Below are 23,281 nucleotides of genomic sequence, written 5' to 3' on the forward strand. Positions count from 1 at the left end.
GGTCAACTGAAATATCCATCCCACAAGTTTTTGTCACTTAATTTAGCAGGTGGGTTGTTCAAAATCCACCAGGCTTTCAACTTTGCAGGATCTAAGGAACCGCTATGGCCTATTCTTTCACCGAGAAAAAGCGCATTCGCAAGAGCTTTGCAAAACGTCCCGGAGTTCTCGATGTCCCCTATCTGCTAAGCATCCAAATCGACTCGTATAGGCATTTCCTACAAGCCGAGAAGCGCCCTCAGGAGCGCGCCAATCGAGGATTGCACGCGGCCTTCCAGTCGGTGTTTCCGATCGAAAGCCACAACGGTTATGCGATTTTGGAGTACGTGACTTATCGGCTGGGGGAGCCCACCTTCGATGTGAAGGAATGTCAGCTCAGGGGCGCGACTTTTGCGGCGCCGTTGCGGGTGAAAGTGCGTCTGGTTCTGTACGACAAGGATTCGCCGGCTTCCGCCAAAGTGGTCAAGGATATCAAGGAGCAGGAAGTCTACATGGGCGAACTGCCTTTGATGACCGAGAACGGCACTTTTGTGATCAACGGAACCGAGCGCGTGGTGGTTTCACAGCTGCATCGCTCGCCCGGGGTGTTCTTCGATCATGACCGAGGCAAGACCCATTCCTCCGGCAAATTGTTGTTCAACGCCCGGGTCATTCCCTACCGGGGATCGTGGTTGGATTTCGAATTCGATCACAAGGACATCGTCTATGTTCGCATCGATCGGCGGCGTAAGCTGCCGGCTACGATTTTGCTGCGTGCGATCGGTTACGACAACGAGCAAATGATCCGAAGGTTTTTCGACACCGATGCGTTCCAATTGAGTCGGGACGAAATCGTGTTGAGCCTGGTGCCGCAGCGTCTGCGGGGCGAAATCGCGCCCTTCGACATCAAGTTGGACGACGGCACGGTGGTGGTCGAAGAAGGACGTCGGATCACTCCCAAGCATATCCGGCAAATGCAGAAATCCGATCTAACCCGCTTGGTAGTGCCTCGCGAATATGTTTACGGAAGGATACTCGCCCACAACGTGGTGGACGAGAAGACGGGTGAACTGGTGGCGGCGGCGAATACGGAGATTACCGGTGAACTGCTCGATCAGTTGCTCGATTGCGGCATCTCTGAGATTCAGACCCTGTACGTCAACGAGTTGGATCGCGGGCCTTATATCTCCAATACTTTGAAGATCGACCATACCACCACCCAATTGGAAGCGCTGGTCGAGATTTACCGGATGATGCGTCCGGGCGAGCCGCCCACCAAGGAAGCGGCGGAACTGCTGTTCCACAATTTGTTCTTCTCCGAAGAACGCTACGATCTGTCGGAAGTGGGCCGGATGAAGCTCAATCTGCGCCTGGGGCGCGAAGACGAAACCGGTCCTCGCGTGCTGACCAAGGACGACATCATCGACGTGCTCAAGGAGCTGATCGGTATCCGCAACGGCAAGGGCCAAGTGGACGATATCGACCACTTGGGCAACCGCCGTGTCCGAAGTGTGGGCGAGATGATCGAGAACCAGTTCCGGATCGGTCTGGTGCGGGTGGAGCGCGCGGTGAAGGAACGCCTGACTTTGGCGAGCAGCGAAGGCTTTACTCCGCAAGAGGTCATCAACGCCAAACCGGTGGTGGCGGCGATCAAGGAATTCTTCGGTTCGAGCCAGTTGTCCCAGTTCATGGACCAGAACAATCCTCTGTCCGAGGTGACGCACAAGCGTCGGGTTTCGGCTTTGGGTCCGGGCGGTCTGTCACGCGAGCGCGCGGGCTTCGAGGTGCGCGATGTGCATCCCACCCACTATGGCCGGCTGTGTCCGATCGAGACCCCGGAAGGTCCCAATATCGGTCTCATCAATTCCTTGGCGGTCTATGCCCGGGCCAACCATTACGGATTTCTGGAAACCCCCTATCGTAAAGTGGAAAACGGTCGCTTGACCGATGAGATTCATTTCCTCTCGGCCATCGAGGAGAGCAATTACATGATCGCTCGAGCAGGCGCCAAGCTGGACCAGGACGGCCGCTTGATCGACGAGATGGTTTCGTGCCGGCATAAGAACGAGTTCACCTTGGCCTCGCCGGAAATGATTCAGTACATGGACATCTCGTCCAAGCAAATCGTATCTGTGGCGGCCGCGTTGGTGCCTTTCTTGGAGCACGACGACGCCAACCGCGCGTTGATGGGCTCCAACATGCAGCGTCAGGCGGTGCCCATGTTGCGCTCCCAAAAGCCTCTGGTGGGAACCGGAATGGAGCGCATCGTGGCGCGGGACTCGGGGACCGCGGTCGTGGCCCGTCGGGGCGGGGAGATCGTTTCGGTGGACGCGGCCAGAATCGTGGTGCGGGTCAACGACGAGGAAACCGAGGCCGGGGAACCCGGGGTCGATATCTACAATCTGATTAAATATACCCGCTCCAATCAGAACACCTGCATCAATCAAAAGCCGCTGGTCAATCCGGGGGACCAGGTCGCCCGCGGCGACATTCTGGCCGACGGGGCGTCCACCGATATGGGGGAATTGGCGCTGGGTCAGAACCTGTTGGTTGCCTTCATGCCTTGGCAGGGGTATAACTTCGAGGACTCGATCCTGATTTCCGAGCGGGTGGTTCAGGAGGATCGTTACACCACCATCCATATCGAGGAAAAAACCTGTGTCGCCCGGGATACCAAGTTGGGGCCGGAGGAAATCACCGCCGACATACCCAACGTGGGAGAAGCGGCGCTGGCCAAGCTGGATGAATCCGGGATCGTCTACATCGGGGCCGAAGTCAAGGAAGGCGACATTCTGGTGGGGAAGGTGACTCCGAAAGGGGAAACCCAGTTGACACCGGAGGAAAAACTGTTGCGCGCGATTTTCGGCGAAAAGGCATCGGACGTGAAGGACACCTCCCTGCGCGTGCCTTCCGGCATGGCGGGAACGGTGATCGATGTCCAAGTCTTTACCCGCGACGGGGTGCAAAAGGATGCGCGCGCCAAGTCCATCGAAGAGGCCCAGCTGGAGAAGGTGCGCAAGGATTTGCACGACCAGTTCAAGATTCTCGAGCAGGATACCTATCAGCGGGTGCGTCAGCTGCTGCTGGGGAAAACGGCCGAATCGGGGCCCGGCGGGCTGAAAAACGGCGATTCGGTAGACGACGCCTATCTGGACGGATTGAAGTCGCAGGAATGGCTTTCCATCCGACTCCAGGACGAAGACGTGAACGTCCAGCTCGAGACGATTGCCGAGCAATTGGCCCAGCAGCGCAAAGACATGGATCTGCGCTTCGAGGAGAAAAAGGCCAAGATCACCATGGGGGACGATTTGCCGCCTGGGGTGCTGAAGATGGTCAAGGTCTATTTGGCGGTCAAGCGCCGGATTCAACCGGGCGACAAGATGGCCGGACGCCACGGCAATAAAGGGGTGATCTCCCAAATCGTCCCGGTAGAGGACATGCCCCATCTGGATGATGGAACGCCGGTGGATATCGTGCTCAGTCCCCTGGGGGTGCCTTCGCGGATGAACGTCGGTCAGGTGCTGGAAACCCATTTGGGTTGGGCGGCCCGGGGCTTGGGTATCAAAATCGGCAAGATGCTGGAAGCGAAAGCCCGGGTTCAAGAACTGCGAGAATTCCTCGACCAGGTTTACAATCAAAGCGGCCATAAAGAGGACCTGGGTTCCCTCTCCGATGAGGAGATTCTGGAGCTGGCCCGCCACCTTAAAGGCGGGGTTCCCATGGCGACGCCGGTATTCGACGGTGCGGCCGAGGACGAAATCAAAGCGATGCTGAAACTGGCCGACTTGCCCGAAAGCGGTCAGGCCCGGCTCTACGACGGTCGGACTGGCGAGCTTTTCGATCGTGAGGTGACGGTGGGCTACATGTATATCCTCAAGCTCAACCATCTGGTGGACGACAAGATGCACGCCCGCTCCACCGGCCCTTACAGCCTGGTCACGCAGCAGCCCCTGGGCGGCAAGGCCCAGTTCGGCGGCCAGCGCTTCGGGGAAATGGAAGTATGGGCGCTGGAAGCCTACGGTGCGGCGTATACCTTGCAGGAAATGCTGACGGTCAAGTCGGACGACGTGGCCGGCCGGACCAAGATGTACAAGAACATCGTGGATAGCGATTACCGAATGGAGGCCGGCATGCCCGAATCGTTCAAGGTGTTGGTGAAGGAAATTCGCGCCCTGGCGATCAACATCGAGCTGGAGCAGGATTAAATCCGACGGTTCCAAGTTCACAATCCAAGCGGGAGTTGAAGCTTTGAAAGATCTGATCAAATTTTTGAAAAGGCAGAGTCAGGTGGAGGAATTCGATGCCATTCGTATCGCCCTGGCTTCTCCTGACATGATCCGTTCCTGGTCCTACGGCGAGGTCAAGAAACCGGAAACCATCAACTACCGGACGTTCAAGCCGGAGCGTGACGGGCTGTTCTGCGCCAAGATCTTTGGCCCGATCAACGACTACGAATGCTTGTGCGGCAAATACAAGCGCCTCAAGCATCGGGGGGTAATCTGCGAAAAATGCGGGGTCGAAGTGACCCTGGCCAAAGTCCGCCGCGAGCGCATGGGGCATATCGAACTGGCCAGCCCGGTGGCGCATATTTGGTTCCTGAAATCCCTGCCGTCGCGGATCGCCCTCATGCTCGACATGACCTTGCGGGAGATCGAGCGGGTGCTGTATTTCGAGTCGTTCCTGGTGGTCGATCCCGGCATGACGCCCTTGGAGCGCGGTCAGCTTCTCACCGATGACGAATATCTGGAAGCGGTCGAGCAGCACGGCGACGACTTCGAGGCCAAAATGGGCGCCGAAGCGGTGCAAGATCTGCTCAAATCCATGGACCTCAAGGTCGAAGTGGCCAAATTGCGCGAGGAGATCGAGAGCACCAGCTCGGAAACCAAGATCCGCAAGTTGTCCAAACGGCTCAAACTGATCGAGGCGTTTCTCAATTCCAACAACCGTCCGGAATGGATGGTTCTCAACGTGCTGCCGGTGCTGCCGCCGGATCTCAGGCCCTTGGTGCCTTTGGACGGGGGGCGTTTCGCCACTTCCGACCTCAACGATCTGTATCGGCGGGTGATCAATCGCAATAATCGCCTGCGCCGACTGTTGGAGCTGAACGCGCCCGATATCATCGTGCGCAACGAACGCCGCATGTTGCAAGAAGCGGTGGACGCCCTGTTGGATAACGGCCGCCGCGGCCGCGCCATTACCGGCACCAATAAACGGCCGCTCAAGTCCCTGGCCGACATGATCAAAGGCAAACAGGGCCGCTTCCGCCAGAACCTTCTAGGCAAGCGGGTGGACTATTCTGGTCGTTCGGTGATCGTGGTGGGGCCGACTTTGCGCTTGTATCAATGCGGTTTGCCCAAAAAAATGGCCTTGGAGCTGTTCAAGCCGTTCATCTTCGGCAAGCTCCAGGCGCGCGGGGTTGCGACCACCATCAAAGCGGCCAAGCGAATGGTCGAACGCGAAGAGCCCGAGGTCTGGGACGTCTTGGATGACGTGATCCGCGAGCATCCGGTTATGTTGAACCGGGCGCCGACCCTGCACCGCTTGGGGATTCAGGCGTTCGAGCCGGTCTTGATCGAGGGTAAGGCAATCCAGTTGCATCCGTTGGTCTGCACCGCCTTCAACGCGGACTTCGACGGCGACCAGATGGCCGTGCATGTGCCTCTCTCCCTGGAAGCTCAGATCGAGGCGCGGGCTTTGATGATGTCTTCCAATAACATCCTTTCGCCCGCCAACGGGGAACCCATCATTCATCCGACCCAGGACGTGGTGCTCGGGCTTTATTACATCAGTTGCGAACGGGTCAACGTACTTGGCGAAGGCATGGTGTTCGCCAACGTGGATGAAGTGCGACGGGCGTTGGACCACAAAGTGGTCAGCCTGCACGCGAAAGTTAAACTGCGCATAGACGAAAAGATCCAGCAGGAAGACGGCGGTTGGACCGAGCAGCGTCGGATCGTAGAGACTACCGCCGGCCGCGCCTTGATTTGGGACATCGTTCCGGAAGGCTTGCCCTTTGATTTGATCAATCGCGATATGACCAAAAAGGCCATTTCCAATGTGATCAATATCAGTTATCGCAACCTGGGCTTGAAGGCCACGGTGGTATTCGCCGACCAACTCATGTACCTGGGCTTTTACTATGCCACCCGTGCGGGGGTGTCCTTCGGGGTCGAGGATATGGTGATCCCGCCCCAGAAGGAGCAAATCATCCAGGCCGCGGAACAGGAGGTCATGGAGATCCAGCGTCAATACGAGCAGGGTCTGGTGACCGACGGCGAACGCTACAACAAAGTGGTGGATATTTGGTCGCATGCCAACGAGCAGGTGGCCAAGGCCATGATGAGTGCGCTGGGACAGGAAGAAGTCGCGGATGCGGAAGGCAATAAGGTCACCCAGAAATCGTTCAATTCGATATTCATGATGGCCGACTCGGGCGCCCGCGGCTCGGCGGCCCAGATTCGCCAACTGGCCGGCATGCGCGGTTTGATGGCCAAGCCCGACGGCTCCATCATCGAAACTCCGATTACCGCCAATTTCCGCGAAGGCTTGAACGTACTTCAGTACTTCATCTCCACTCACGGCGCACGGAAGGGACTGGCGGATACCGCGCTCAAGACCGCCAACTCCGGTTACCTGACCCGGCGTCTGGTGGATGTGGGGCAGGATTTGGTGATCGTCGAGACCGATTGCGGCACCACCCACGGCATCACCTTGGTGCCGATCATCGAAGGCGGCGACGTGGTGGAGCCCCTGTCCGAACGGGTGCTGGGTCGTGTGGCGGCCAAGGATGTGACCAAGCCCGGCAGCGACGAAGTGGTGGTGCCCGCGGGCACCCTGTTGAACGAGCGTTACGTGCAAGTACTGGAAGCGCACAGCATCGAACAGATCGAAGTGCGTTCGGTGATCAGTTGTGAGACCCGCTACGGGGTCTGCGCCAAATGTTATGGCCGGGATCTGGGGCGCGGGCATTTGGTCAGCGTGGGCGAGTCGGTGGGCGTCATCGCCGCCCAGTCCATCGGCGAACCGGGCACCCAGTTGACCATGCGGACCTTCCATATCGGCGGGGCGGCATCGAGATCTGCCGCGATCAGCAGCGTGGAGGTCAAATCCTCGGGTACCATCCGACTCACCAACCTGAAGACGGTACGCAACAAGGAAGGCAAGTTGGTCGCGGTGTCGCGCTCCGGCGAGGTCAGCGTCATCGACGAGTACGGACGCGAGCGGGAACGCTACAAGACCCCTTACGGCGCGATCCTCAACGTGGACGACGGCTCCGAAGTCAAGATGGGAGATGTGGTGGCCACCTGGGATCCCCATACCCACCCCGTGCTCACCGAGATGAATGGGATCGTCAAACTGGAGGATTTCATCGAGGGAGTTACCGTGCGCGAACAGTCGGACGAGATTACCGGCTTGACTTCGAGAGTGGTGATCGATCCCAAACTGCGTCCCGCCTCCGGTCGCGATTTGCGCCCGATGATCAAATTGGTGGATGAAAACGGAGACGATGTCCATATTCCGGGAACGGATATTTCGGCCCAATATTTCCTGCCGGGCGGCGCCATCATCAACAGCCGGGACGGCGATCGGGTGGAAGTGGGGGACATTCTGGCGCGGATTCCCCAGGAGTCTTCCAAAACGCGCGATATCACCGGCGGTCTCCCGCGAGTGGCGGACCTGTTCGAAGCGCGCAAGACCAAGGATCCGGCGATTCTGGCGGAAGCGACCGGCACAGTAAGCTTCGGCAAGGAAACCAAGGGCAAGCGTCGATTGGTCATCACCGACGACGAAGGCAATCCGCACGAAACGCTGATTCCCAAGTGGCGCCACATCACCGTTTTCGAAGGGGAGCGGGTGGAGCAGGGCGAGACCATCGCCGAAGGGGAGCTCACCCCGCATGACATTCTGCGTTTGCGCGGAGTCGAAGAGCTTGCCGCCTACTTGGTCAAGGAAATCCAGGATGTGTATCGCCTGCAAGGGGTGAAGATCAACGACAAGCACATCGAGGTGATCATTCGTCAGATGCTGCGCAAAGTGGAGGTCACCGATCCGGGCGATACCCAATACCTGCTGGGAGAGCAGGTGGAGCGCTCGCGGATACTGGAAGACAACGAAGCGATGGAAAAGTCGGATAAGCGGCCGGCCATATTCCAGCCGGTGCTGCTGGGGATCACCAAGGCGTCCCTGGCGACCGAATCCTTTATTTCCGCGGCCTCCTTCCAGGAAACCACGCGCGTGCTGACGGATGCCGCGGTGCGAGGATTGCGCGACGACCTGCACGGTCTGAAAGAAAACGTGATCGTGGGACGCTTGATCCCCGCCGGTACCGGCTTGGCGTATCACCGCGAGCGGAAGCGCAAGCGTGTCTTGGCTCAAGCGCCGGAAGCCCGGGAAGCCGAGGTGCTCGATACGGAGAAGGTGGAAGAGGCCCTGAAAAAAGCCCTGAATCCTTGATGTCAGAGGCGGTATAGCCGCCAATTTGATAAGGCTGGCTGACTTAGTTGACAGCCGGCCTTATACAATCTACAATACCCGGCTTTCAGCTAGAAGCTAGCGGCGCGCTTAAGTTTTTGATCTGCTTGAGTGAAGCAACTTAAGGGCGATAGTGCTTCTGTGCATTGTATTCCACTGAGTGCCGTTCGAAGGTTGTAGGGAGTAATTTAAGGTATGGCCACGATTAATCAGCTGGTTAGAAAACCTCGGGTGAGCAAGCGGGAAAAAAGCAATGTTCCCGCATTGGAGAGTTGCCCGCAAAAACGCGGAGTCTGCACCCGAGTTTATACGACGACGCCCAAGAAGCCCAACTCCGCGTTGCGGAAAGTGGCGCGTGTGCGTTTGACCAATAGCGCCGAAGTAACCAGTTATATCGGCGGGGAAGGCCATAATCTTCAGGAGCACTCGGTCGTTTTGATTCGGGGCGGACGGGTTAAGGACTTGCCCGGGGTGCGTTATCACGTGGTTCGGGGTTCGTTGGATTGCGCGGGTGTGAATAACCGCAAGCAGTCCCGGTCCAAGTACGGTGCCAAAAAACCCAAAAGTTAATCTTCACAAAGTAGGCAGCAATGAGAAGAAGGTCAGCAGAAAAGCGGCAGGTATTGCCGGATCCTCGTTTCGGCAGCGAGACCGTGGCCAAATTCATCAACATGGTGATGGTTAGCGGCAAGAAGTCATTGGCGGAACGAGTTGTCTACGGTGCCTTGGATATCGTCGAGAGCAAAGGTCACGAGGATTCGCTCGGCGTTCTGGTGCAGGCGCTCGAGAATATTCAGCCCTTGGTGGAGGTCAAATCCCGTCGGGTGGGTGGCGCTACCTATCAGGTGCCTGTCGAGGTGCGTCCGGATCGGCGCCGCTCCTTGGGGATGCGTTGGTTGATCGACGCGGCGCGCAAGCGCAGCGAGAAAACCATGCCCCAGCGTTTGGCCGGCGAATTGCTGGAGGCGATCGAGAACCGGGGGGCTGCCGCCAAAAAACGTGAAGATACGCATCGCATGGCGGAAGCCAACAAGGCCTTCTCGCATTATCGCTGGTAATTTTGTAATTAATTAAAGGTTTCAAGCTGTGGCACGTAAGACTCCAATCGATAGATATCGCAATATCGGCATCATGGCGCACATCGATGCCGGTAAGACGACCACCACCGAGCGCATCCTTTTTTATACCGGAGTGTCGCATAAAATCGGTGAAGTGCACGACGGCGCGGCGGTTATGGACTGGATGGAACAGGAGCAGGAGCGCGGCATTACCATTACCTCGGCGGCGACCACCTGCTTCTGGAACGGCATGGATCAACAGTTCCCTCAGCATCGTATCAACATCATCGATACCCCCGGGCACGTGGATTTCACCATCGAAGTCGAGCGTTCGCTGCGGGTTCTGGATGGCGCCTGCGCCGTATTTTGCGCGGTGGGCGGGGTCGAGCCCCAGTCTGAAACCGTTTGGCGGCAAGCGAATAAGTACGAAGTGCCGCGTCTGGCCTTTGTCAACAAGATGGATCGCCAGGGAGCCGACTATCTGCGCGTGATCGATCAGATTCGCACGCGGCTGGGTGCATTTCCGGTTCCCATCCAATTGCCGATCGGGTCCGAAGATCATTTCCAGGGCGTGGTCGACCTGGTCAAAATGAAAGCCGTTTATTGGGACGAAGAAACCCTGGGTAACCGGTTCGAGGAAAAGGAGATTCCCGAAGAAATGGCGGCTCAGTGTGAGGAATGGCGCGAGAAGATGGTCGAGGCGGCCGCCGAGGCCGACGAAGAATTGATGGAAAAGTATCTCGAGAACGGCGAGCTTTCGACTGAAGAGGTCAAGCGCGGTCTGCGTGCGCGCACTCTCGCCGGGGAGATCGTCCTGACCTTGTGCGGAACCGCCTTTAAGAATAAGGGCGTGCAGGCGCTGCTGGATGCGGTGATTGAATATCTCCCCTCGCCGGTGGAAGTTCGTTCGGTGGAAGGGGTGGATGAATCGGGTGAGACGGTGGTTCGTCGCGCCGACGACGAAGAGCCCTTCTCTGCGCTGGCTTTTAAGATCGCTACCGACCCCTTCGTCGGCGCCTTGACCTTTTTCCGAGTCTATTCCGGTGTGGTCAATTCCGGGGATACGGTTTTCAATCCGCTCAAGCAGAAGCGCGAGCGGATCGGGCGCCTGGTACAGATGCACTCCAAGAACCGGGAAGAGGTCAAGGAAGTGCGCGCCGGCGACATCGCCGCCGCCATCGGCCTCAAAAGCGTGACCACGGGGGATACCTTGTGCGATCAGAAGAGCGTGGTGACGCTCGAGAAAATGGAGTTCCCCGAGCCGGTGATTTCGGTGGCGGTAGAGCCCAAAACCAAGGCCGACCAGGAAAAAATGGGCGTAGCGCTGCAAAAGCTGGCGCAAGAGGATCCCTCCTTCCGCGTTCATACCGACGAGGAATCGGGTCAAACCATCATCTCGGGCATGGGTGAGCTGCATCTGGAGATCATCGTCGACCGGATGAAGCGCGAGTTCAAGGTGGAAGCCAATGTGGGTGCGCCGCAGGTGGCCTATCGGGAAACTATTCGCAGTACGGTCGAGCAGGAAGGCAAATTCGTTCGTCAGACCGGCGGCCGCGGTCAGTACGGTCATGTCTGGTTGCGCCTCGAGCCCCAAGAGCGTGGCGGCGGGTACGAGTTCGCCAATTCCATTGTCGGCGGCGTGGTGCCCAAAGATTATATCCCCGCGGTGGACAAAGGCATTCAGGAAGCCATGGAGAGCGGCGTGCTGGCGGGATATCCGATGGTGGATATCAAAGCCACCCTGTATGACGGCTCCTACCATGATGTGGACTCCAATGAAATGGCGTTCAAGATCGCCGGTTCCATGGCGTTCAAGGACGGCACCAAAAAAGCCAATCCGGTGTTGCTGGAACCGATCATGAAGGTCGAGGTGGTGACGCCCGAGGAATACATGGGCGACGTGGTGGGCGACATCAACCGTCGGCGGGGTATGGTGCAAGGCATGGATGATACGCCTTCGGGCAAGGTGATTCGTTGTGAGGTTCCTTTGGCGGAGATGTTCGGATACGCCACCGATCTGCGTTCGCAGACCCAGGGGCGGGCGACTTACTCCATGCATTTCGAAAACTATCAGGAAGCCCCGGCGAACGTCGCCGAAGCGATTATCAAGAAAGCATCTGCGTAGACTCTGGGCAAATCAGAATTTTAAGTGAGGTGAAGTAGTGGCCAAGCAGAAGTTTGAGCGGACGAAGCCGCATGTGAATGTGGGGACGATTGGTCATGTGGACCATGGTAAGACGACGTTGACGGCGGCGTTGACGAAGATGTCGGCGGAGACCTATCAGGGGGCGGAGTTTCGGGCATACGACCAGATTGACAACGCGCCGGAAGAGCGGGAGCGAGGGATCACGATTGCCACGGCGCACGTGGAGTACGAGACCTCGAATCGCCACTACGCGCACGTGGACTGCCCGGGTCACGCGGACTACGTGAAGAACATGATCACCGGGGCGGCGCAGATGGACGGCGCGATTCTGGTGGTATCGGCGGCGGACGGACCGATGCCGCAGACGCGGGAACACATTCTCCTGGCGCGTCAGGTGGGCGTGCCGTGCATCGTGGTCTACCTGAACAAGGCGGACATGGTGGACGACGAAGAACTGCTGGAGCTGGTGGAAATGGAAGTTCGGGAGCTTTTGAGCCAATACGAATTTCCCGGCGACGACGTGCCGGTGACCATCGGCAGCGCCTTGAAAGCCCTGGAAGGGGATCAAAGCGACATCGGCGTGCCGTCGATCATCAAGCTGATGGAGTCGATGGACGAATACATTCCCGAGCCCGAGCGGCCGGTGGACCAGCCCTTCCTGATGCCGATCGAAGACGTGTTTTCCATCTCCGGCCGTGGCACCGTGGTGACCGGTCGCGTGGAACGCGGCAAAGTCCGAGTGGGCGACGAAATTGAAATCGTGGGGATCAAGGACACCACCAAGACCACCGTGACCGGCGTGGAAATGTTCCGCAAGCTGCTGGACGAAGGGGTGGCCGGGGACAACGTGGGGGTGCTGCTCCGGGGCACCAAGCGTGACGAAGTGGAGCGCGGCCAAGTGCTGGCCAAGCCCGCCAGCATCACCCCGCACACCCATTTTGAAGCGGAAGTCTACGTGTTGTCGAAGGAAGAAGGCGGACGCCACACCCCGTTTTTCAACGGCTATCGGCCGCAATTCTACTTCCGGACCACGGACGTGACCGGCTCGGTGGATTTGCCGGAAGGGGTTGAAATGGTGATGCCCGGAGACAATGTGAAGATCACGGTGAGACTGATTGCCCCGATTGCGATGGAGGACGGGTTGCGGTTTGCGATCCGGGAAGGCGGTCGGACCGTCGGTGCCGGCGTCGTCTCCAAAATCATCGAGTAAAGCTCATGGATAAGCGACAACGTATTCGAATTCGGTTGAAAGGGTTCGACCATCGCCTGGTCGAGCAATCCACCTATGAGATTGTCGAGACTGCGAAGCGGACCGGGGCCCAGGTGTTGGGCCCCATCCCTCTGCCGACCAGAAAAGAACGATATACGCTCCTGATTTCGCCGCACGTCAATAAGGATGCGCGGGACCAATACGAAATCAGAACTCATAAGCGGTTGATCGATATCGTCGAGCCGACCGACAAAACGGTCGATGCGCTGATGAAGCTGGACTTGGCGGCCGGTGTCGACGTGCAAATTAAGTTGAATTGAGGAAGCTTGCCATGGCGATTGGATTAGTCGGGCGCAAATACGGAATGACCCGCGTGTTTACCGAGGATGGAAAGTCCGTGCCGGTAACCGTGGTTCAAGTGGAGGAAAATCGTGTTACCCAGTTGCGGACCTTGGAGCGCGACGGTTATCGGGCGGTACAGGTCACCACGGGCAATCGGAAGCCTTCACGTCTCCCCAAGCCGGAAGCCGGTCACTTCGCCAAGGTCGGCGTCGAACCGGGGCGCAACTGTTGGGAATTCCGCATGGAAGACGGCGAAGGGGAAGGGTTGGAAGTCGGTTCCGCCTTCGGCGTGGATGTCTTCGAGGAAGGTCAGTACGTGGATGTTTCCGGCCTGACGCTGGGGAAAGGATTTGCCGGAACCATTAAGCGCCACAATTTTAGAAGCCAGGATGCGACCCACGGGAACTCCGTGTCCCACAGGGTGCCGGGTTCGATCGGTCAAAACCAAACCCCGGGTAAAGTCTTTAAAGGCAAGAAAATGGCCGGACGCATGGGTAATGTCCGTCGGACGGTGCAGAATCTGCAGGTGGTGTCCGTGGACAAGGAGCGGAGCCTGCTCTTGATTAAAGGCGCAATCCCCGGCCATAAAGGCGCCGATGTTTTTGTCCGGCCCGCGGTAAAGAAGTAAGCAGGAAAAGCCATGAGTGTTGAAATTCCAGTCATCAGCGAGAAGGATTCCGCGCAACCGGTACCGGTATCGGGGGACGTGTTCGGGTACGAGTATAACGAGGCCCTGGTCTACCAATTGGTGACCACCTATCTGAATAATGGCCGTACCGGAACGAAGGCCCAGAAAAACCGTTCCGCCGTTAGCGGAGGGGGTAAAAAGCCTTGGCGCCAAAAAGGCACCGGTCGGGCTCGTGCGGGGACTATTCGCAGTCCGTTGTGGCGCGGGGGTGGAGCCACCTTTGCCGCATCGCCCCGTGAGTACCACATGAAGTTGAATAAAAAAATGTACCGGACGGGAATGCGGACCATCGTGTCGGAATTGCTGCGTCAAAGCCGGCTGCAGGTGAGTGCAGACTTGATTCCGGCGGAACCCAAAACGAAGCTGGTTGCAGAGAAGCTGAAGGATTACGGTCTGCTTGCGGAGCGGCAACGTGTTCTGATCCTGGTGGATCGGAAGGATCCCATGCTCACCTTGGCAGTGAGGAATATTCCGGATATCCAGGTAAGCGAAGCCGGCCGGGTCGATCCGGTGTCCTTGGTGGCGGCGGACAAGGTGGTGGTGACATCGGCTGCGGCGAAGGTATTAGAGGAGCGCTTGGGATGAATCAGTTGGCATTGATGAAAGTCTTGCTGGCGCCCGTCATTTCGGAAAAGAGCACGGGGCTGGCGGACAACGAGAACAGATTTGTATTCAAAGTACGTAAGGACGCCACCAAGCTTCAGGTGAGAAAAGCGGTTGAGCTGATGTTCGAAGTGGAAGTCGATTCGGTTCAGTTGTTGAACATGAAGGGCAAGGCCAAGCGATTCGGGCGACTGGCGGGCAAGCGGTCCGACTGGAAAAAAGCATACGTGCGATTGAAGCCGGGCCACGAAATCGATCTCTCGATTTCTTGATGGTCTGACGATAAGTATTGAGTTAAGGGAACAGATCATGGCAATTGTCAAAAGCAAGCCGACTTCTCCGGGGCGTCGTTATTCCGTCCGCGTCAAAACCGGAGAATTGCACAAGGGCGATCCGTACGAGCCCCTGGTGGAAAAGCTGTCCAAGTCGGGCGGTCGCAACAATGCGGGTCGAATCTCCACCCGTCATCAGGGAGGCGGGCATAAACGGCGTTATCGCGTCATCGATTTCAAACGCGATAAAACCGGGGTGCCGGGGAAAGTGGAGCGGCTGGAATACGATCCCAATCGAACCGCCCATTTGGCACTCATTTTGTATCGCGACGGCGAACGGCGCTACATTGTTGCGCCCAAGGGCTTGCAGGTCGGCGACGAGATCCTTTCCGATCGGGAAACCCCGGTCAAGGCGGGCAACTCGATGCCGCTGCGCAATGTTCCGGTGGGTACCCACATTCATTGCGTTGAAATGAAGCCGGGGAAAGGTGCCCAGTTGGCGCGCAGCGCCGGTGCGTCGGTTCAGCTGCTGGCAAAGGAAGGGGTGTACGCCACTTTACGGCTACGTTCCGGTGAAATGCGCAAAGTTCACATCGACTGCCGGGCGGTGATCGGCGAAGTCGGCAATTCAGAGCACAGCCTGATTGCTTTGGGGAAAGCGGGAGCAAGCCGCTGGCGTGGCCGGCGTCCCACCGTGCGCGGTGTGGCCATGAACCCGGTGGACCATCCCCACGGCGGCGGTGAAGGTCGGAATAAAGGCAAGCACCCCACTTCCCCTTGGGGGCAGCCGACCAAGGGTGCCAAGACTCGTCGCAACAAACGCACCGACGCGATGATTGTACGGCGGCGGAAGACGAAGAAGTAAGTTTACGTTGAGAGGATAAGCCAGTGCCACGTTCGGTAAAGAAAGGTCCGTTCATCGATCATCATCTGATGAAAAAGGTCGAGCAATCGATCGAAAGCAAAAGTAAGAAACCGATTAAAACTTGGTCTCGGCGTTCCATGATCATGCCCGAAATGATCGGTCTGACGATCGCCGTCCATAATGGTCGCCAACATGTTCCGGTATTGATTTCCGAAAACATGGTAGGGCATAAATTGGGAGAGTTTGCTCCGACCCGCAGCTATCGCGGTCATGCGGCAGACAAGAAATCAAGATAAAGGGTGATGTCGCAATGGAAGTAGCAGCAAAATTGCGTTACGCGCGGGTTTCTGCCCAGAAATGTCGTTTAACGGCCGATCAGATCCGCGGACTGTCGGTGGATCAGGCATTGGATGCCTTGCGGTTCAGCAACAAGAAGGCGGCGGCATTGGTCAGAAAGGTACTGGAATCGGCTATCGCCAACGCCGAGCACAACGAAGGCCTGGATGTGGACGAGCTGAAAGTTTCCACGATTCAAGTGGACGAAGGGCCGACCATGAAGCGTTTTAAGGCGCGGGCGAAAGGGCGCGCCAGCCAGATTCTGAAACGTACCTGTCATATCACCGTCAAAGTAGCTGAAAGCGAGTAATTATGGGACATAAAGTTCATCCAATTGGGATACGGCTGGGAAATATCAAGGATTGGAATTCGCGCTGGTACGCCAATTCCAAGAACTATCCCGTGCTTCTGCACCAGGATCTGGAAGTGCGTGGTTTCATCAAACAACGGCTGGCTCACGCATCGGTAAGCCGTATCCAAATCAACCGCGCCGCGAATAACGCCCAGATCACCATTCACACTGCCCGGCCCGGTCTGGTCATCGGCAAGAAAGGAGCGGATATCGATCAATTGCGTCGGGAAGTCGCTTCCAAATTGCGGATTCCTCTCCAGATCAATGTGGAAGAGATTCGCAAGCCGGAGCTCGATGCGCAATTGGTGGCTGAAGGCGTAGCGCAGCAATTGGAGAAACGGATTATGTTCCGTCGGGCGATGAAACGCGCCGTGCAAAATACCATGCGCCTGGGAGCCGAAGGCATCAAAATCAACGTGGGCGGCCGGTTGAATGGGGCGGAAATCGCCCGAAGCGAATGGTACCGAGAAGGACGAGTGCCCTTGCATACTTTGCGGGCGGATATCGATTACGGCTTCGCCGAGGCGCAAACCACCTACGGGGTGATCGGCGTCAAGGTTTGGATCTTCAAGGGCGAAGTGTTCGAGCAGACCGCTCGGTCCGAAGGAAAATAGTTTAAGGAGTGCGGCATGCTTCAGCCTAAACGAACCAAATATCGGAAACAGCAGAAAGGCCGGAACACGGGTCTGGCGCTACGCGGCAACAAGGTGAGCTTCGGCGAATACGGTCTCAAAGCGACTGGCCGGGGCCGCATTACCTCGCGTCAAATCGAGGCGGCACGGCGGGCGATTACCCGACATGTGCGCCGGGGCGGAAAGCTGTGGATTCGGGTATTTCCGGATAAGCCGATCAGCAAAAAACCCTTGGAAGTCCGAATGGGGAAAGGTAAAGGCAGCGTGGAGTACTGGGTGGCCGAGGTGAAGCCCGGGATGATGCTGTATGAAATCGAGGGTATTCCCGAAGACGTTGCCCGGGAGGCGTTCCGGTTGGCGTCGGCCAAATTGCCGGTGAAAACCATATTTTCTGTGCGGACGGTGATGTGATGAAGGCGAGCGAGTTGCGAGAAAAGAATCAAGAGGAGCTGCAAGGTCTGTTAACGGATCTGCATAAAGAATATTTCAATCTGACCATGCAGAAGGGCACCGGTGCTTTGAGCCAGCCGGATCAATTGAAGACAGTCCGCCGCGATATGGCGCGGGTTAAGACGATATTGGGCGAAATGGCGAGAGCATAAAGATATGAGCGAGAATCAGGAAAAATTGCGGACACTGGTCGGCCGAGTGGTCAGCGACAGAATGGACAAGACCGTCACGGTCCACGTGGAGCGCATGGTCAAGCACCCCTTGTACGGAAAATATATCAAGCGCTCCACTAAATTGCTCGCCCACGACGAAGACAATCAGTGCCGGGCAGGCGATCGGGTCGCCATTACTTCTTGCCGCCCATTGTCGAAGCGTAAGGCATGGACGCTGGTCAAGGTTTTGGAAAAAGCGAAATGAAGCCTGATATCGAGGCGGGAGAAGGGGAGCAATCATGATCCAGATGCAGACAAAGCTCGAAGTGGCGGATAACAGCGGTGCCAAGAAAGTACAATGCATTAAAGTATTGGGCGGGTCGCATCGACGTTACGCCAATATCGGCGACATCATTAAGATCAGTGTGAAAGACGCAATACCGCGCGGCCGGGTAAAGAAAGGCGATGTTTACCACGCGGTGGTGGTGCGGACCAAAAAGGGGGTTCGTCGCCCCGACGGTTCGCTGATTCGATTCGATACGAATGCGGCGGTGTTGCTTAATACTCAAATGCAGCCCATCGGTACTCGTATTTTTGGACCGGTGACTCGTGAACTCCGGACTGAGCGGTTCATGAAGATCATATCACTGGCTCCGGAAGTACTGTAAGCAGGTAGGTTCAAGGAAATGCGTAAAATCAAGAAAGGCGACGAAATCATCGTAGTGGCCGGTAAGGACAAGGGTAAACGCGGAACGGTTCGGCGGGTTCTGGAGAATAATCGCCTGGTCGTGGAAGGCGTGAACGTGGCGAAAAAGCATCAGAAGCCAATGCCGTCGCGTGGGATTACCGGTGGAATTGTCGAAAAGGAAATGCCCATTCACGTTTCCAATGTGGCCATTTTCAATGCCCAGACTGAAAAGGCCGACCGGGTTGGTTTTCGTTTCTTAGAAGATGGCCGCAAGGTGCGTTTTTTCAAATCCACCAACGAAGTGATTGACGTCTAAGGGCAGTGGTATGGCTAAATCGAGATTAGAAACGGAATACAAAGAACGAATCGTGCCGGAGCTGGTCAAGCGATTCGGCTACAAGTCTGTGATGCAGGCGCCGCAGATCACTAAAATCACCCTCAACATGGGCTTGGGCGCTGCGGTCACCGACAAGAAAATCATCGATAACGCACTTCAAGATTTGGCCTTGATTGCCGGTCAGAAAGGTGTGGTCACACGCGCGCGCAAATCGATCGCGGGTTTCAAGATTCGCGAAGGCATGCCGATCGGCTGCAAAGTGACGTTGCGTCGTGAACGGATGTATGAATTTCTAGATCGTTTGATCAATGTGTCGATTCCCCGAATCAGGGATTTTCGTGGTCTGAGTCCGAAGTCCTTCGACGCGCGCGGCAACTATACAATGGGGGTCAAGGAGCAGATCATTTTCCCGGAAATCGATTACGATAAGATCGACGCGCTGCGGGGAATGGATATTACGATTACTACTAGTGCGCAAACCGATGAAGAAGGGCGCGCACTACTTGAGATGTTTAATTTCCCATTTAGGAGCTGAGTTTAATGGCTAAGAAATCCATGGTTGCGCGGGAACAGCGGCGTCGGAAATTGGCGGCCAAATACGCTGCCAAGCGAGCCGAATTGAGAGCAATCCTGAAGGATCCCGAGGCTTCGTTTGAGGCCAAAATGGAAGCCCAAACGAAGTTGCAGCAACTGCCACGCGATTCCAGTCCGGTGCGGGTGCATAACCGCTGCGTGCTGACCGGTCGTCCCCATGGGTTTTACCGCAAGTTCGGCCTGGGACGGAATAAACTCCGGGAATTGGCGATGCGTGGAGATGTGCCGGGCGTCACCAAAGCAAGCTGGTAAGAGGGCGGAAGTATGAGTATGAGCGATCCGATCGCGGATATGTTGACGCGCATCCGGAATGCGCAAATGGTCGGTAAAGCGACCGTGGCAATGCAGTCGTCGAAGCTGAAAGAGGCGATTTGCCGGGTGCTTGCGGATGAAGGATACATTGAGGATTTTGGCGTCGAGCGCGACGGCGGAAAAGCGACCTTAACCGTGAAGTTGAAATATTTCGAGGGCCAGCCGGTGATCGAAAGCATTCAACGGTACAGCAAGCTTGGACGTAGGATTTACCGGGGTAAGGGTGAACTGCCCAAGGTGCAAGGTGGACTAGGCGTTGCCGTGGTTTCCACCTCGCAAGGCGTGATGACCGATAAGACTGCGCGTAAGCAGGGAATCGGCGGCGAAGTGATTTGTATCGTTTCCTGATCTGGGGCAAGGATTGAGAGCACTATGTCCAGAATAGCAAATAAACCAATTACCATTCCCCAAGGGGTGGAAGTAAAACTTCAGGGCCAGGATCTCTCGGTCAAGGGCGCGAAGGGCAATTTATCATGGCGGGTCCACGATTCGGTGGAGGTGCAGATCGAAGATCAGGTGATCCAGCTGCAAGCACGCCTGAATGCCCAGCAGGCCGTGGCGATGGCCGGCACCATGCGGGCGTTGATCAACAATATGGTGACCGGGGTCAGCCAGGGTTTCGAAAGAAAACTGTTACTGCAAGGCGTGGGCTATCGCGCCCAAGTGCAAGGCAAGAAATTGAACTTGACCGTGGGCTTTTCCCACCCGGTGGTTTACGAAGCACCCGACGGAATCACCCTTGAAGCCCCCAGCCAAACGGAAATCGCCGTCAAAGGCGCTGATAAGCAAAAAGTGGGGCAGGTGGCAGCGGAGATTCGCGCCTATCGACCCCCCGAGCCTTACAAGGGCAAAGGGATTCGATATGCTGACGAACATGTAGTCAGGAAAGAAGCGAAGAAGAAATAGTAGAGGTATATAACCCATGGATAAGAAAGCATCGCGTATGCGGCGTGCGGCGAAGTCCAGAGGACGTATTCACCGCTTGGGCGTTCACCGTTTGACGGTGCATCGGACGCCTAAACATATTTACGCGCAGATTACGACGGCGGATGGTGCCAAAGTATTGGCGAGTGCCGCGACGGTGCAAGCTGAAATTCGGGGTAAGGTTAAAAATACCGGGAATGTCGAGGCTGCCCAGGCGGTGGGTGCGGCGATCGCGGAACAAGCGGTATCCGCCGGTATCGAGAAAGTTGCTTTCGATCGCTCCGGATTTTTGTTTCACGGTCGAGTCAAGGCTTTGGCGGAGGCTGCTCGTGAGGGCGGTTTGAGGTTTTAGGAGCAGAGATAAGTTATGGCAAACGGAACGACGCAGACGGGCGGCGAGCTACAGGAAAAACTGGTTGCGGTACGCCGGGTGGCCAAAGTGGTCAAAGGTGGTCGCCAGTTCGGATTCACCGCGCTGACGGTGGTCGGGGACGGCAATGGGCGAGTCGGGTACGGTTTGAGCAAAGCCCGGGAGGTCCCTGTAGCGATTCAAAAATCGATGGAGCAGGCGCGCAAGAACATGGTCCAGGTGAAACTGCGCGGAGATACGTTGCAGTATCCGGTCACCGCGAACGAAGGTGCGGCCAAGGTTTATATCCAACCCGCCGCCGAGGGGACCGGAATTATTGCCGGTGGCGCCATGCGGGCTGTTTTCGAGGCAGTGGGCGTGCATAACGTATTGGCCAAGTGTATCGGTACGACCAACTCCATCAATGTGGTTCGGGCGACGATCAAGTGTCTTGCGGAAATGCAGGACCCCCAATATGTGGCCGCCAAGCGTGGAAAAACCGTTAAAGAAATCCTGGGCTGAGACAATGGCGGAAAAAAAGCTAAAAATTACCTTGTTACGCAGTAAAATAGGTCGTTTGAAATCGCATCGGGATTGTCTGCGTGGATTGGGGCTCAAGCGCATCCACCAGACCGTCGAACGGGAAGATACTCCCGAGATCCGAGGCATGATCAATAAAGTGGCCTATATGTTGAACGTTGAGGAAGTTGGCTAATGTATCTGAATACGCTCAAACCTGCGCCGGGAAGCAAGAAATCACGCAAGCGGGTAGGCCGAGGAATTGGCTGCACTTTGGGTAAAACTTGCGGGCGCGGTCACAAGGGGCAAAAAGCTCGTTCCGGTGGCTATCATAAAGTGGGCTTCGAAGGCGGCCAAATGCCTTTGCATCGCCGCTTGCCGAAAGTTGGTTTTCGTTCACGCTCTCAACGGCTTACGGATGAAGTGCGCCTTCACGAGCTGAACAAACTGCCCGGTGACGTGGTGGATCTGGAAGCCCTGCGTAAAGCGAACATAATCACTTCCATCGTCAAAAATGTAAAAGTGATTGCTTCGGGGAAAGTGGATCGGCCGTTGACAGTAAAAGGCCTGGCGGTGACGAAGGGCGCCCGCCAAGCGATTGAGGCGGCAGGTGGCAAAGTGGAGGATTCGTGAGTACTCCAAGTTCGGCGATGCTGGGACGATTCGGCCAGTTGACGGAACTCCGCCAGCGGCTGCTCTTCTTATTGGGCGCCTTGGTGGTTTATCGTCTCGGGGCGCACATTCCGGTGCCGGGGATTGATCCTAAAGCACTGGCGATGATGTTCGAGCAGCAAGGCGGTTCGATTCTGGACATGTTTAACATGTTCTCCGGCGGTGCCTTGAAGCGCTTGAGTATCTTCGCTTTAGGGATTATGCCGTATATCTCGGCGTCGATCATTATTCAGCTGATGACCGTGGTGGTCCCTAAGTTGGAACAGCTGAAGAAGGAAGGCGAATCGGGCCGGCGCAAGATCACCCAATATACCCGTTATGCCACGGTATTCCTGGCAACCTTTCAATCCGTCGGGGTTGCCATCGCGCTGCAAAACCAAACTGCGGGCGGTTTGCCCGTAGTGATCAATCCGGGCCCTCAGTTTGTATTTATTACGGCGGTCACCTTGGTGACCGGTACGGTATTTCTGATGTGGCTGGGTGAACAAGTCACCGAGCGGGGCATCGGCAACGGCATCTCCATGATTATCTTTGCAGGGATCGTGGCCGGATTGCCGTCGGCGGTGGGCGGCACCTTGGAGCTGGCCAGAACGGGTGAAATGACGCCCCTCACGGTCGTGATTTTATTTGCCCTGGCATTGGCGGTGACCGCCTTCGTGGTGTTTGTGGAAAAAGGCCAACGGCGGATTCCCATTCACTACGCCAAGCGACAGGTGGGCCGTCAGGTGTACGGTGGGCAGCGGAGCTTTTTGCCGCTTAAGCTCAATATGGCCGGGGTGATTCCACCGATTTTCGCATCGAGCATCATTCTGTTTCCCGCCACGGTGGCCAGTTGGTTCGCCAACGCGAAGGGCATGGGGTGGCTTCAGGACGTGGCCACGGCGTTGTCGCCGGGACAACCGTTGTATATTCTTTGCTATTCGGCGGCGATCATATTTTTCTGTTTTTTCTATACTGCGGTGGTTTTTAATTCGAAGGAAACGGCCGAGAATCTGAAAAAATCCGGTGCCTTTGTTCCCGGAATCAGACCGGGCATCCATACCGCACGCTACATCGATTCGGTCATGACCCGATTGACCATGATTGGTGCGATTTACATCACCTTGGTATGTTTGCTGCCCAATTTTTTGATTTTGTATTGGAATGTCCCTTTTTATTTTGGTGGGACTTCGCTTTTGATTATCGTGGTGGTGGTCATGGACTTTATGGCGCAACTGCAAACCCACCTGATGTCGGGGCAGTATGAAAGCCTGATGCGCAAAGCGAACCTGAAGGGCAAAGGGGCCCCTTCCACCGGATTCACCCGCTAAAAGAATTTAGGAGCGCAAG

The 23,281-nt window shown here is 56.6% G+C and carries 28 protein-coding genes; all 28 read left to right on the forward strand.

Annotated features, from left to right (window positions below):
• Nucleotides 1-104: 104 nt before the first annotated feature.
• The 28 genes from rpoB (at nt 105) to secY (ending at nt 23,262) form a co-directional block, all read left to right on the forward strand.
• Nucleotides 105-4,184, forward strand: coding sequence for a DNA-directed RNA polymerase subunit beta (gene rpoB / locus H035_RS0103375; RefSeq protein WP_022947590.1), 4,080 nt, complete (start codon nt 105-107; stop codon nt 4,182-4,184).
• Between the two features lie 55 nt (nt 4,185-4,239).
• Nucleotides 4,240-8,433, forward strand: coding sequence for a DNA-directed RNA polymerase subunit beta' (gene rpoC, locus H035_RS0103380; protein ID WP_026596223.1), 4,194 nt, complete (start codon nt 4,240-4,242; stop codon nt 8,431-8,433).
• A 213-nt stretch (nt 8,434-8,646) separates the two neighbouring features.
• Nucleotides 8,647-9,021, forward strand: a complete 375-nt coding sequence (gene rpsL / locus H035_RS0103385; RefSeq protein ID WP_022947592.1) for a 30S ribosomal protein S12 — start codon at nt 8,647-8,649, stop codon at nt 9,019-9,021.
• Between the two features lie 20 nt (nt 9,022-9,041).
• Entirely contained in the window at nt 9,042-9,509 is a 468-nt protein-coding gene (gene rpsG, locus H035_RS0103390) for a 30S ribosomal protein S7 (protein ID WP_026596224.1), read from the forward strand.
• A 28-nt stretch (nt 9,510-9,537) separates the two neighbouring features.
• Nucleotides 9,538-11,634, forward strand: coding sequence for an elongation factor G (gene fusA, locus H035_RS0103395; protein ID WP_022947594.1), 2,097 nt, complete (start codon nt 9,538-9,540; stop codon nt 11,632-11,634).
• A 37-nt stretch (nt 11,635-11,671) separates the two neighbouring features.
• A complete protein-coding gene (gene tuf / locus H035_RS0103400) occupies nt 11,672-12,865 on the forward strand; it encodes an elongation factor Tu (protein WP_022947583.1) in 1,194 nt (397 codons plus the stop codon).
• A gap of 5 nt (nt 12,866-12,870) precedes the next feature.
• Nucleotides 12,871-13,185, forward strand: coding sequence for a 30S ribosomal protein S10 (rpsJ, locus tag H035_RS0103405; RefSeq protein ID WP_022947595.1), 315 nt, complete (start codon nt 12,871-12,873; stop codon nt 13,183-13,185).
• Between the two features lie 11 nt (nt 13,186-13,196).
• Nucleotides 13,197-13,835 carry a 50S ribosomal protein L3 gene (gene rplC / locus H035_RS0103410; protein ID WP_022947596.1) on the forward strand — a complete coding sequence of 213 codons (639 nt, stop codon included), beginning with the start codon at nt 13,197-13,199 and terminating at the stop codon, nt 13,833-13,835.
• A gap of 12 nt (nt 13,836-13,847) precedes the next feature.
• Nucleotides 13,848-14,480 carry a 50S ribosomal protein L4 gene (rplD, locus tag H035_RS0103415; protein ID WP_022947597.1) on the forward strand — a complete coding sequence of 211 codons (633 nt, stop codon included), beginning with the start codon at nt 13,848-13,850 and terminating at the stop codon, nt 14,478-14,480.
• Complete coding sequence (rplW, locus tag H035_RS0103420) at nt 14,477-14,770, forward strand: 50S ribosomal protein L23 (protein WP_022947598.1); 294 nt, start codon at nt 14,477-14,479, stop codon at nt 14,768-14,770. The genes rplD and rplW overlap by 4 nt, the downstream gene beginning before the upstream one ends.
• 37 nt (nt 14,771-14,807) lie before the next feature.
• Entirely contained in the window at nt 14,808-15,635 is an 828-nt protein-coding gene (gene rplB, locus H035_RS0103425; protein ID WP_022947599.1) for a 50S ribosomal protein L2, read from the forward strand.
• 23 nt (nt 15,636-15,658) lie between these two features.
• Complete coding sequence (gene rpsS / locus H035_RS0103430) at nt 15,659-15,931, forward strand: 30S ribosomal protein S19 (RefSeq protein ID WP_022947600.1); 273 nt, start codon at nt 15,659-15,661, stop codon at nt 15,929-15,931.
• Between the two features lie 14 nt (nt 15,932-15,945).
• Nucleotides 15,946-16,281 carry a 50S ribosomal protein L22 gene (gene rplV, locus H035_RS0103435; protein ID WP_022947601.1) on the forward strand — a complete coding sequence of 112 codons (336 nt, stop codon included), beginning with the start codon at nt 15,946-15,948 and terminating at the stop codon, nt 16,279-16,281.
• Nucleotides 16,282-16,283: 2 nt separating this feature from the next.
• Entirely contained in the window at nt 16,284-16,937 is a 654-nt protein-coding gene (gene rpsC / locus H035_RS0103440) for a 30S ribosomal protein S3 (RefSeq protein ID WP_022947602.1), read from the forward strand.
• Nucleotides 16,938-16,952: 15 nt separating this feature from the next.
• On the forward strand, nt 16,953-17,366 hold the full coding sequence (rplP, locus tag H035_RS0103445; protein WP_022947603.1) for a 50S ribosomal protein L16: 414 nt from the start codon (nt 16,953-16,955) through the stop codon (nt 17,364-17,366).
• Entirely contained in the window at nt 17,366-17,557 is a 192-nt protein-coding gene (gene rpmC / locus H035_RS0103450; protein WP_022947604.1) for a 50S ribosomal protein L29, read from the forward strand. Before rplP ends, rpmC begins: the two co-directional genes overlap by 1 nt.
• 4 nt (nt 17,558-17,561) lie before the next feature.
• Nucleotides 17,562-17,822 carry a 30S ribosomal protein S17 gene (gene rpsQ, locus H035_RS0103455; RefSeq protein ID WP_022947605.1) on the forward strand — a complete coding sequence of 87 codons (261 nt, stop codon included), beginning with the start codon at nt 17,562-17,564 and terminating at the stop codon, nt 17,820-17,822.
• A 34-nt stretch (nt 17,823-17,856) separates the two neighbouring features.
• Nucleotides 17,857-18,225, forward strand: a complete 369-nt coding sequence (rplN, locus tag H035_RS0103460) for a 50S ribosomal protein L14 (protein ID WP_022947606.1) — start codon at nt 17,857-17,859, stop codon at nt 18,223-18,225.
• A gap of 18 nt (nt 18,226-18,243) precedes the next feature.
• Entirely contained in the window at nt 18,244-18,561 is a 318-nt protein-coding gene (gene rplX / locus H035_RS0103465) for a 50S ribosomal protein L24 (protein ID WP_022947607.1), read from the forward strand.
• A 10-nt stretch (nt 18,562-18,571) separates the two neighbouring features.
• Nucleotides 18,572-19,117, forward strand: coding sequence for a 50S ribosomal protein L5 (gene rplE / locus H035_RS0103470; protein WP_022947608.1), 546 nt, complete (start codon nt 18,572-18,574; stop codon nt 19,115-19,117).
• Nucleotides 19,118-19,122: 5 nt separating this feature from the next.
• Nucleotides 19,123-19,428 (forward strand): 30S ribosomal protein S14, encoded by a 306-nt coding sequence (rpsN, locus tag H035_RS0103475; protein WP_022947609.1) that lies wholly within the window; start codon nt 19,123-19,125, stop codon nt 19,426-19,428.
• Nucleotides 19,429-19,446: 18 nt separating this feature from the next.
• Nucleotides 19,447-19,836, forward strand: coding sequence for a 30S ribosomal protein S8 (gene rpsH, locus H035_RS0103480; protein WP_022947610.1), 390 nt, complete (start codon nt 19,447-19,449; stop codon nt 19,834-19,836).
• 24 nt (nt 19,837-19,860) lie between these two features.
• On the forward strand, nt 19,861-20,394 hold the full coding sequence (rplF, locus tag H035_RS0103485; RefSeq protein ID WP_022947611.1) for a 50S ribosomal protein L6: 534 nt from the start codon (nt 19,861-19,863) through the stop codon (nt 20,392-20,394).
• A gap of 16 nt (nt 20,395-20,410) precedes the next feature.
• Nucleotides 20,411-20,764 carry a 50S ribosomal protein L18 gene (gene rplR / locus H035_RS0103490; protein WP_022947612.1) on the forward strand — a complete coding sequence of 118 codons (354 nt, stop codon included), beginning with the start codon at nt 20,411-20,413 and terminating at the stop codon, nt 20,762-20,764.
• Nucleotides 20,765-20,779: 15 nt separating this feature from the next.
• The gene (gene rpsE, locus H035_RS0103495; protein ID WP_022947613.1) at nt 20,780-21,283 is read left to right on the forward strand and encodes a 30S ribosomal protein S5; all 504 of its coding nucleotides are present in this window, start codon (nt 20,780-20,782) and stop codon (nt 21,281-21,283) included.
• A gap of 4 nt (nt 21,284-21,287) precedes the next feature.
• Nucleotides 21,288-21,476, forward strand: a complete 189-nt coding sequence (gene rpmD, locus H035_RS0103500; RefSeq protein ID WP_022947614.1) for a 50S ribosomal protein L30 — start codon at nt 21,288-21,290, stop codon at nt 21,474-21,476.
• Nucleotides 21,476-21,913: a 50S ribosomal protein L15 gene (gene rplO, locus H035_RS0103505; RefSeq protein ID WP_022947615.1), complete on the forward strand. Its 438-nt coding sequence runs from the start codon at nt 21,476-21,478 to the stop codon at nt 21,911-21,913. The genes rpmD and rplO overlap by 1 nt, the downstream gene beginning before the upstream one ends.
• A gap of 17 nt (nt 21,914-21,930) precedes the next feature.
• Nucleotides 21,931-23,262, forward strand: coding sequence for a preprotein translocase subunit SecY (gene secY, locus H035_RS0103510; protein WP_022947616.1), 1,332 nt, complete (start codon nt 21,931-21,933; stop codon nt 23,260-23,262).
• The last annotated feature ends 19 nt before the right edge of the window (nt 23,263-23,281 follow it).

The organism is Methylohalobius crimeensis 10Ki, assembly GCF_000421465.1.
In the GTDB taxonomy this organism is placed as follows: Bacteria; Pseudomonadota; Gammaproteobacteria; order Methylococcales; family Methylothermaceae; genus Methylohalobius; species Methylohalobius crimeensis.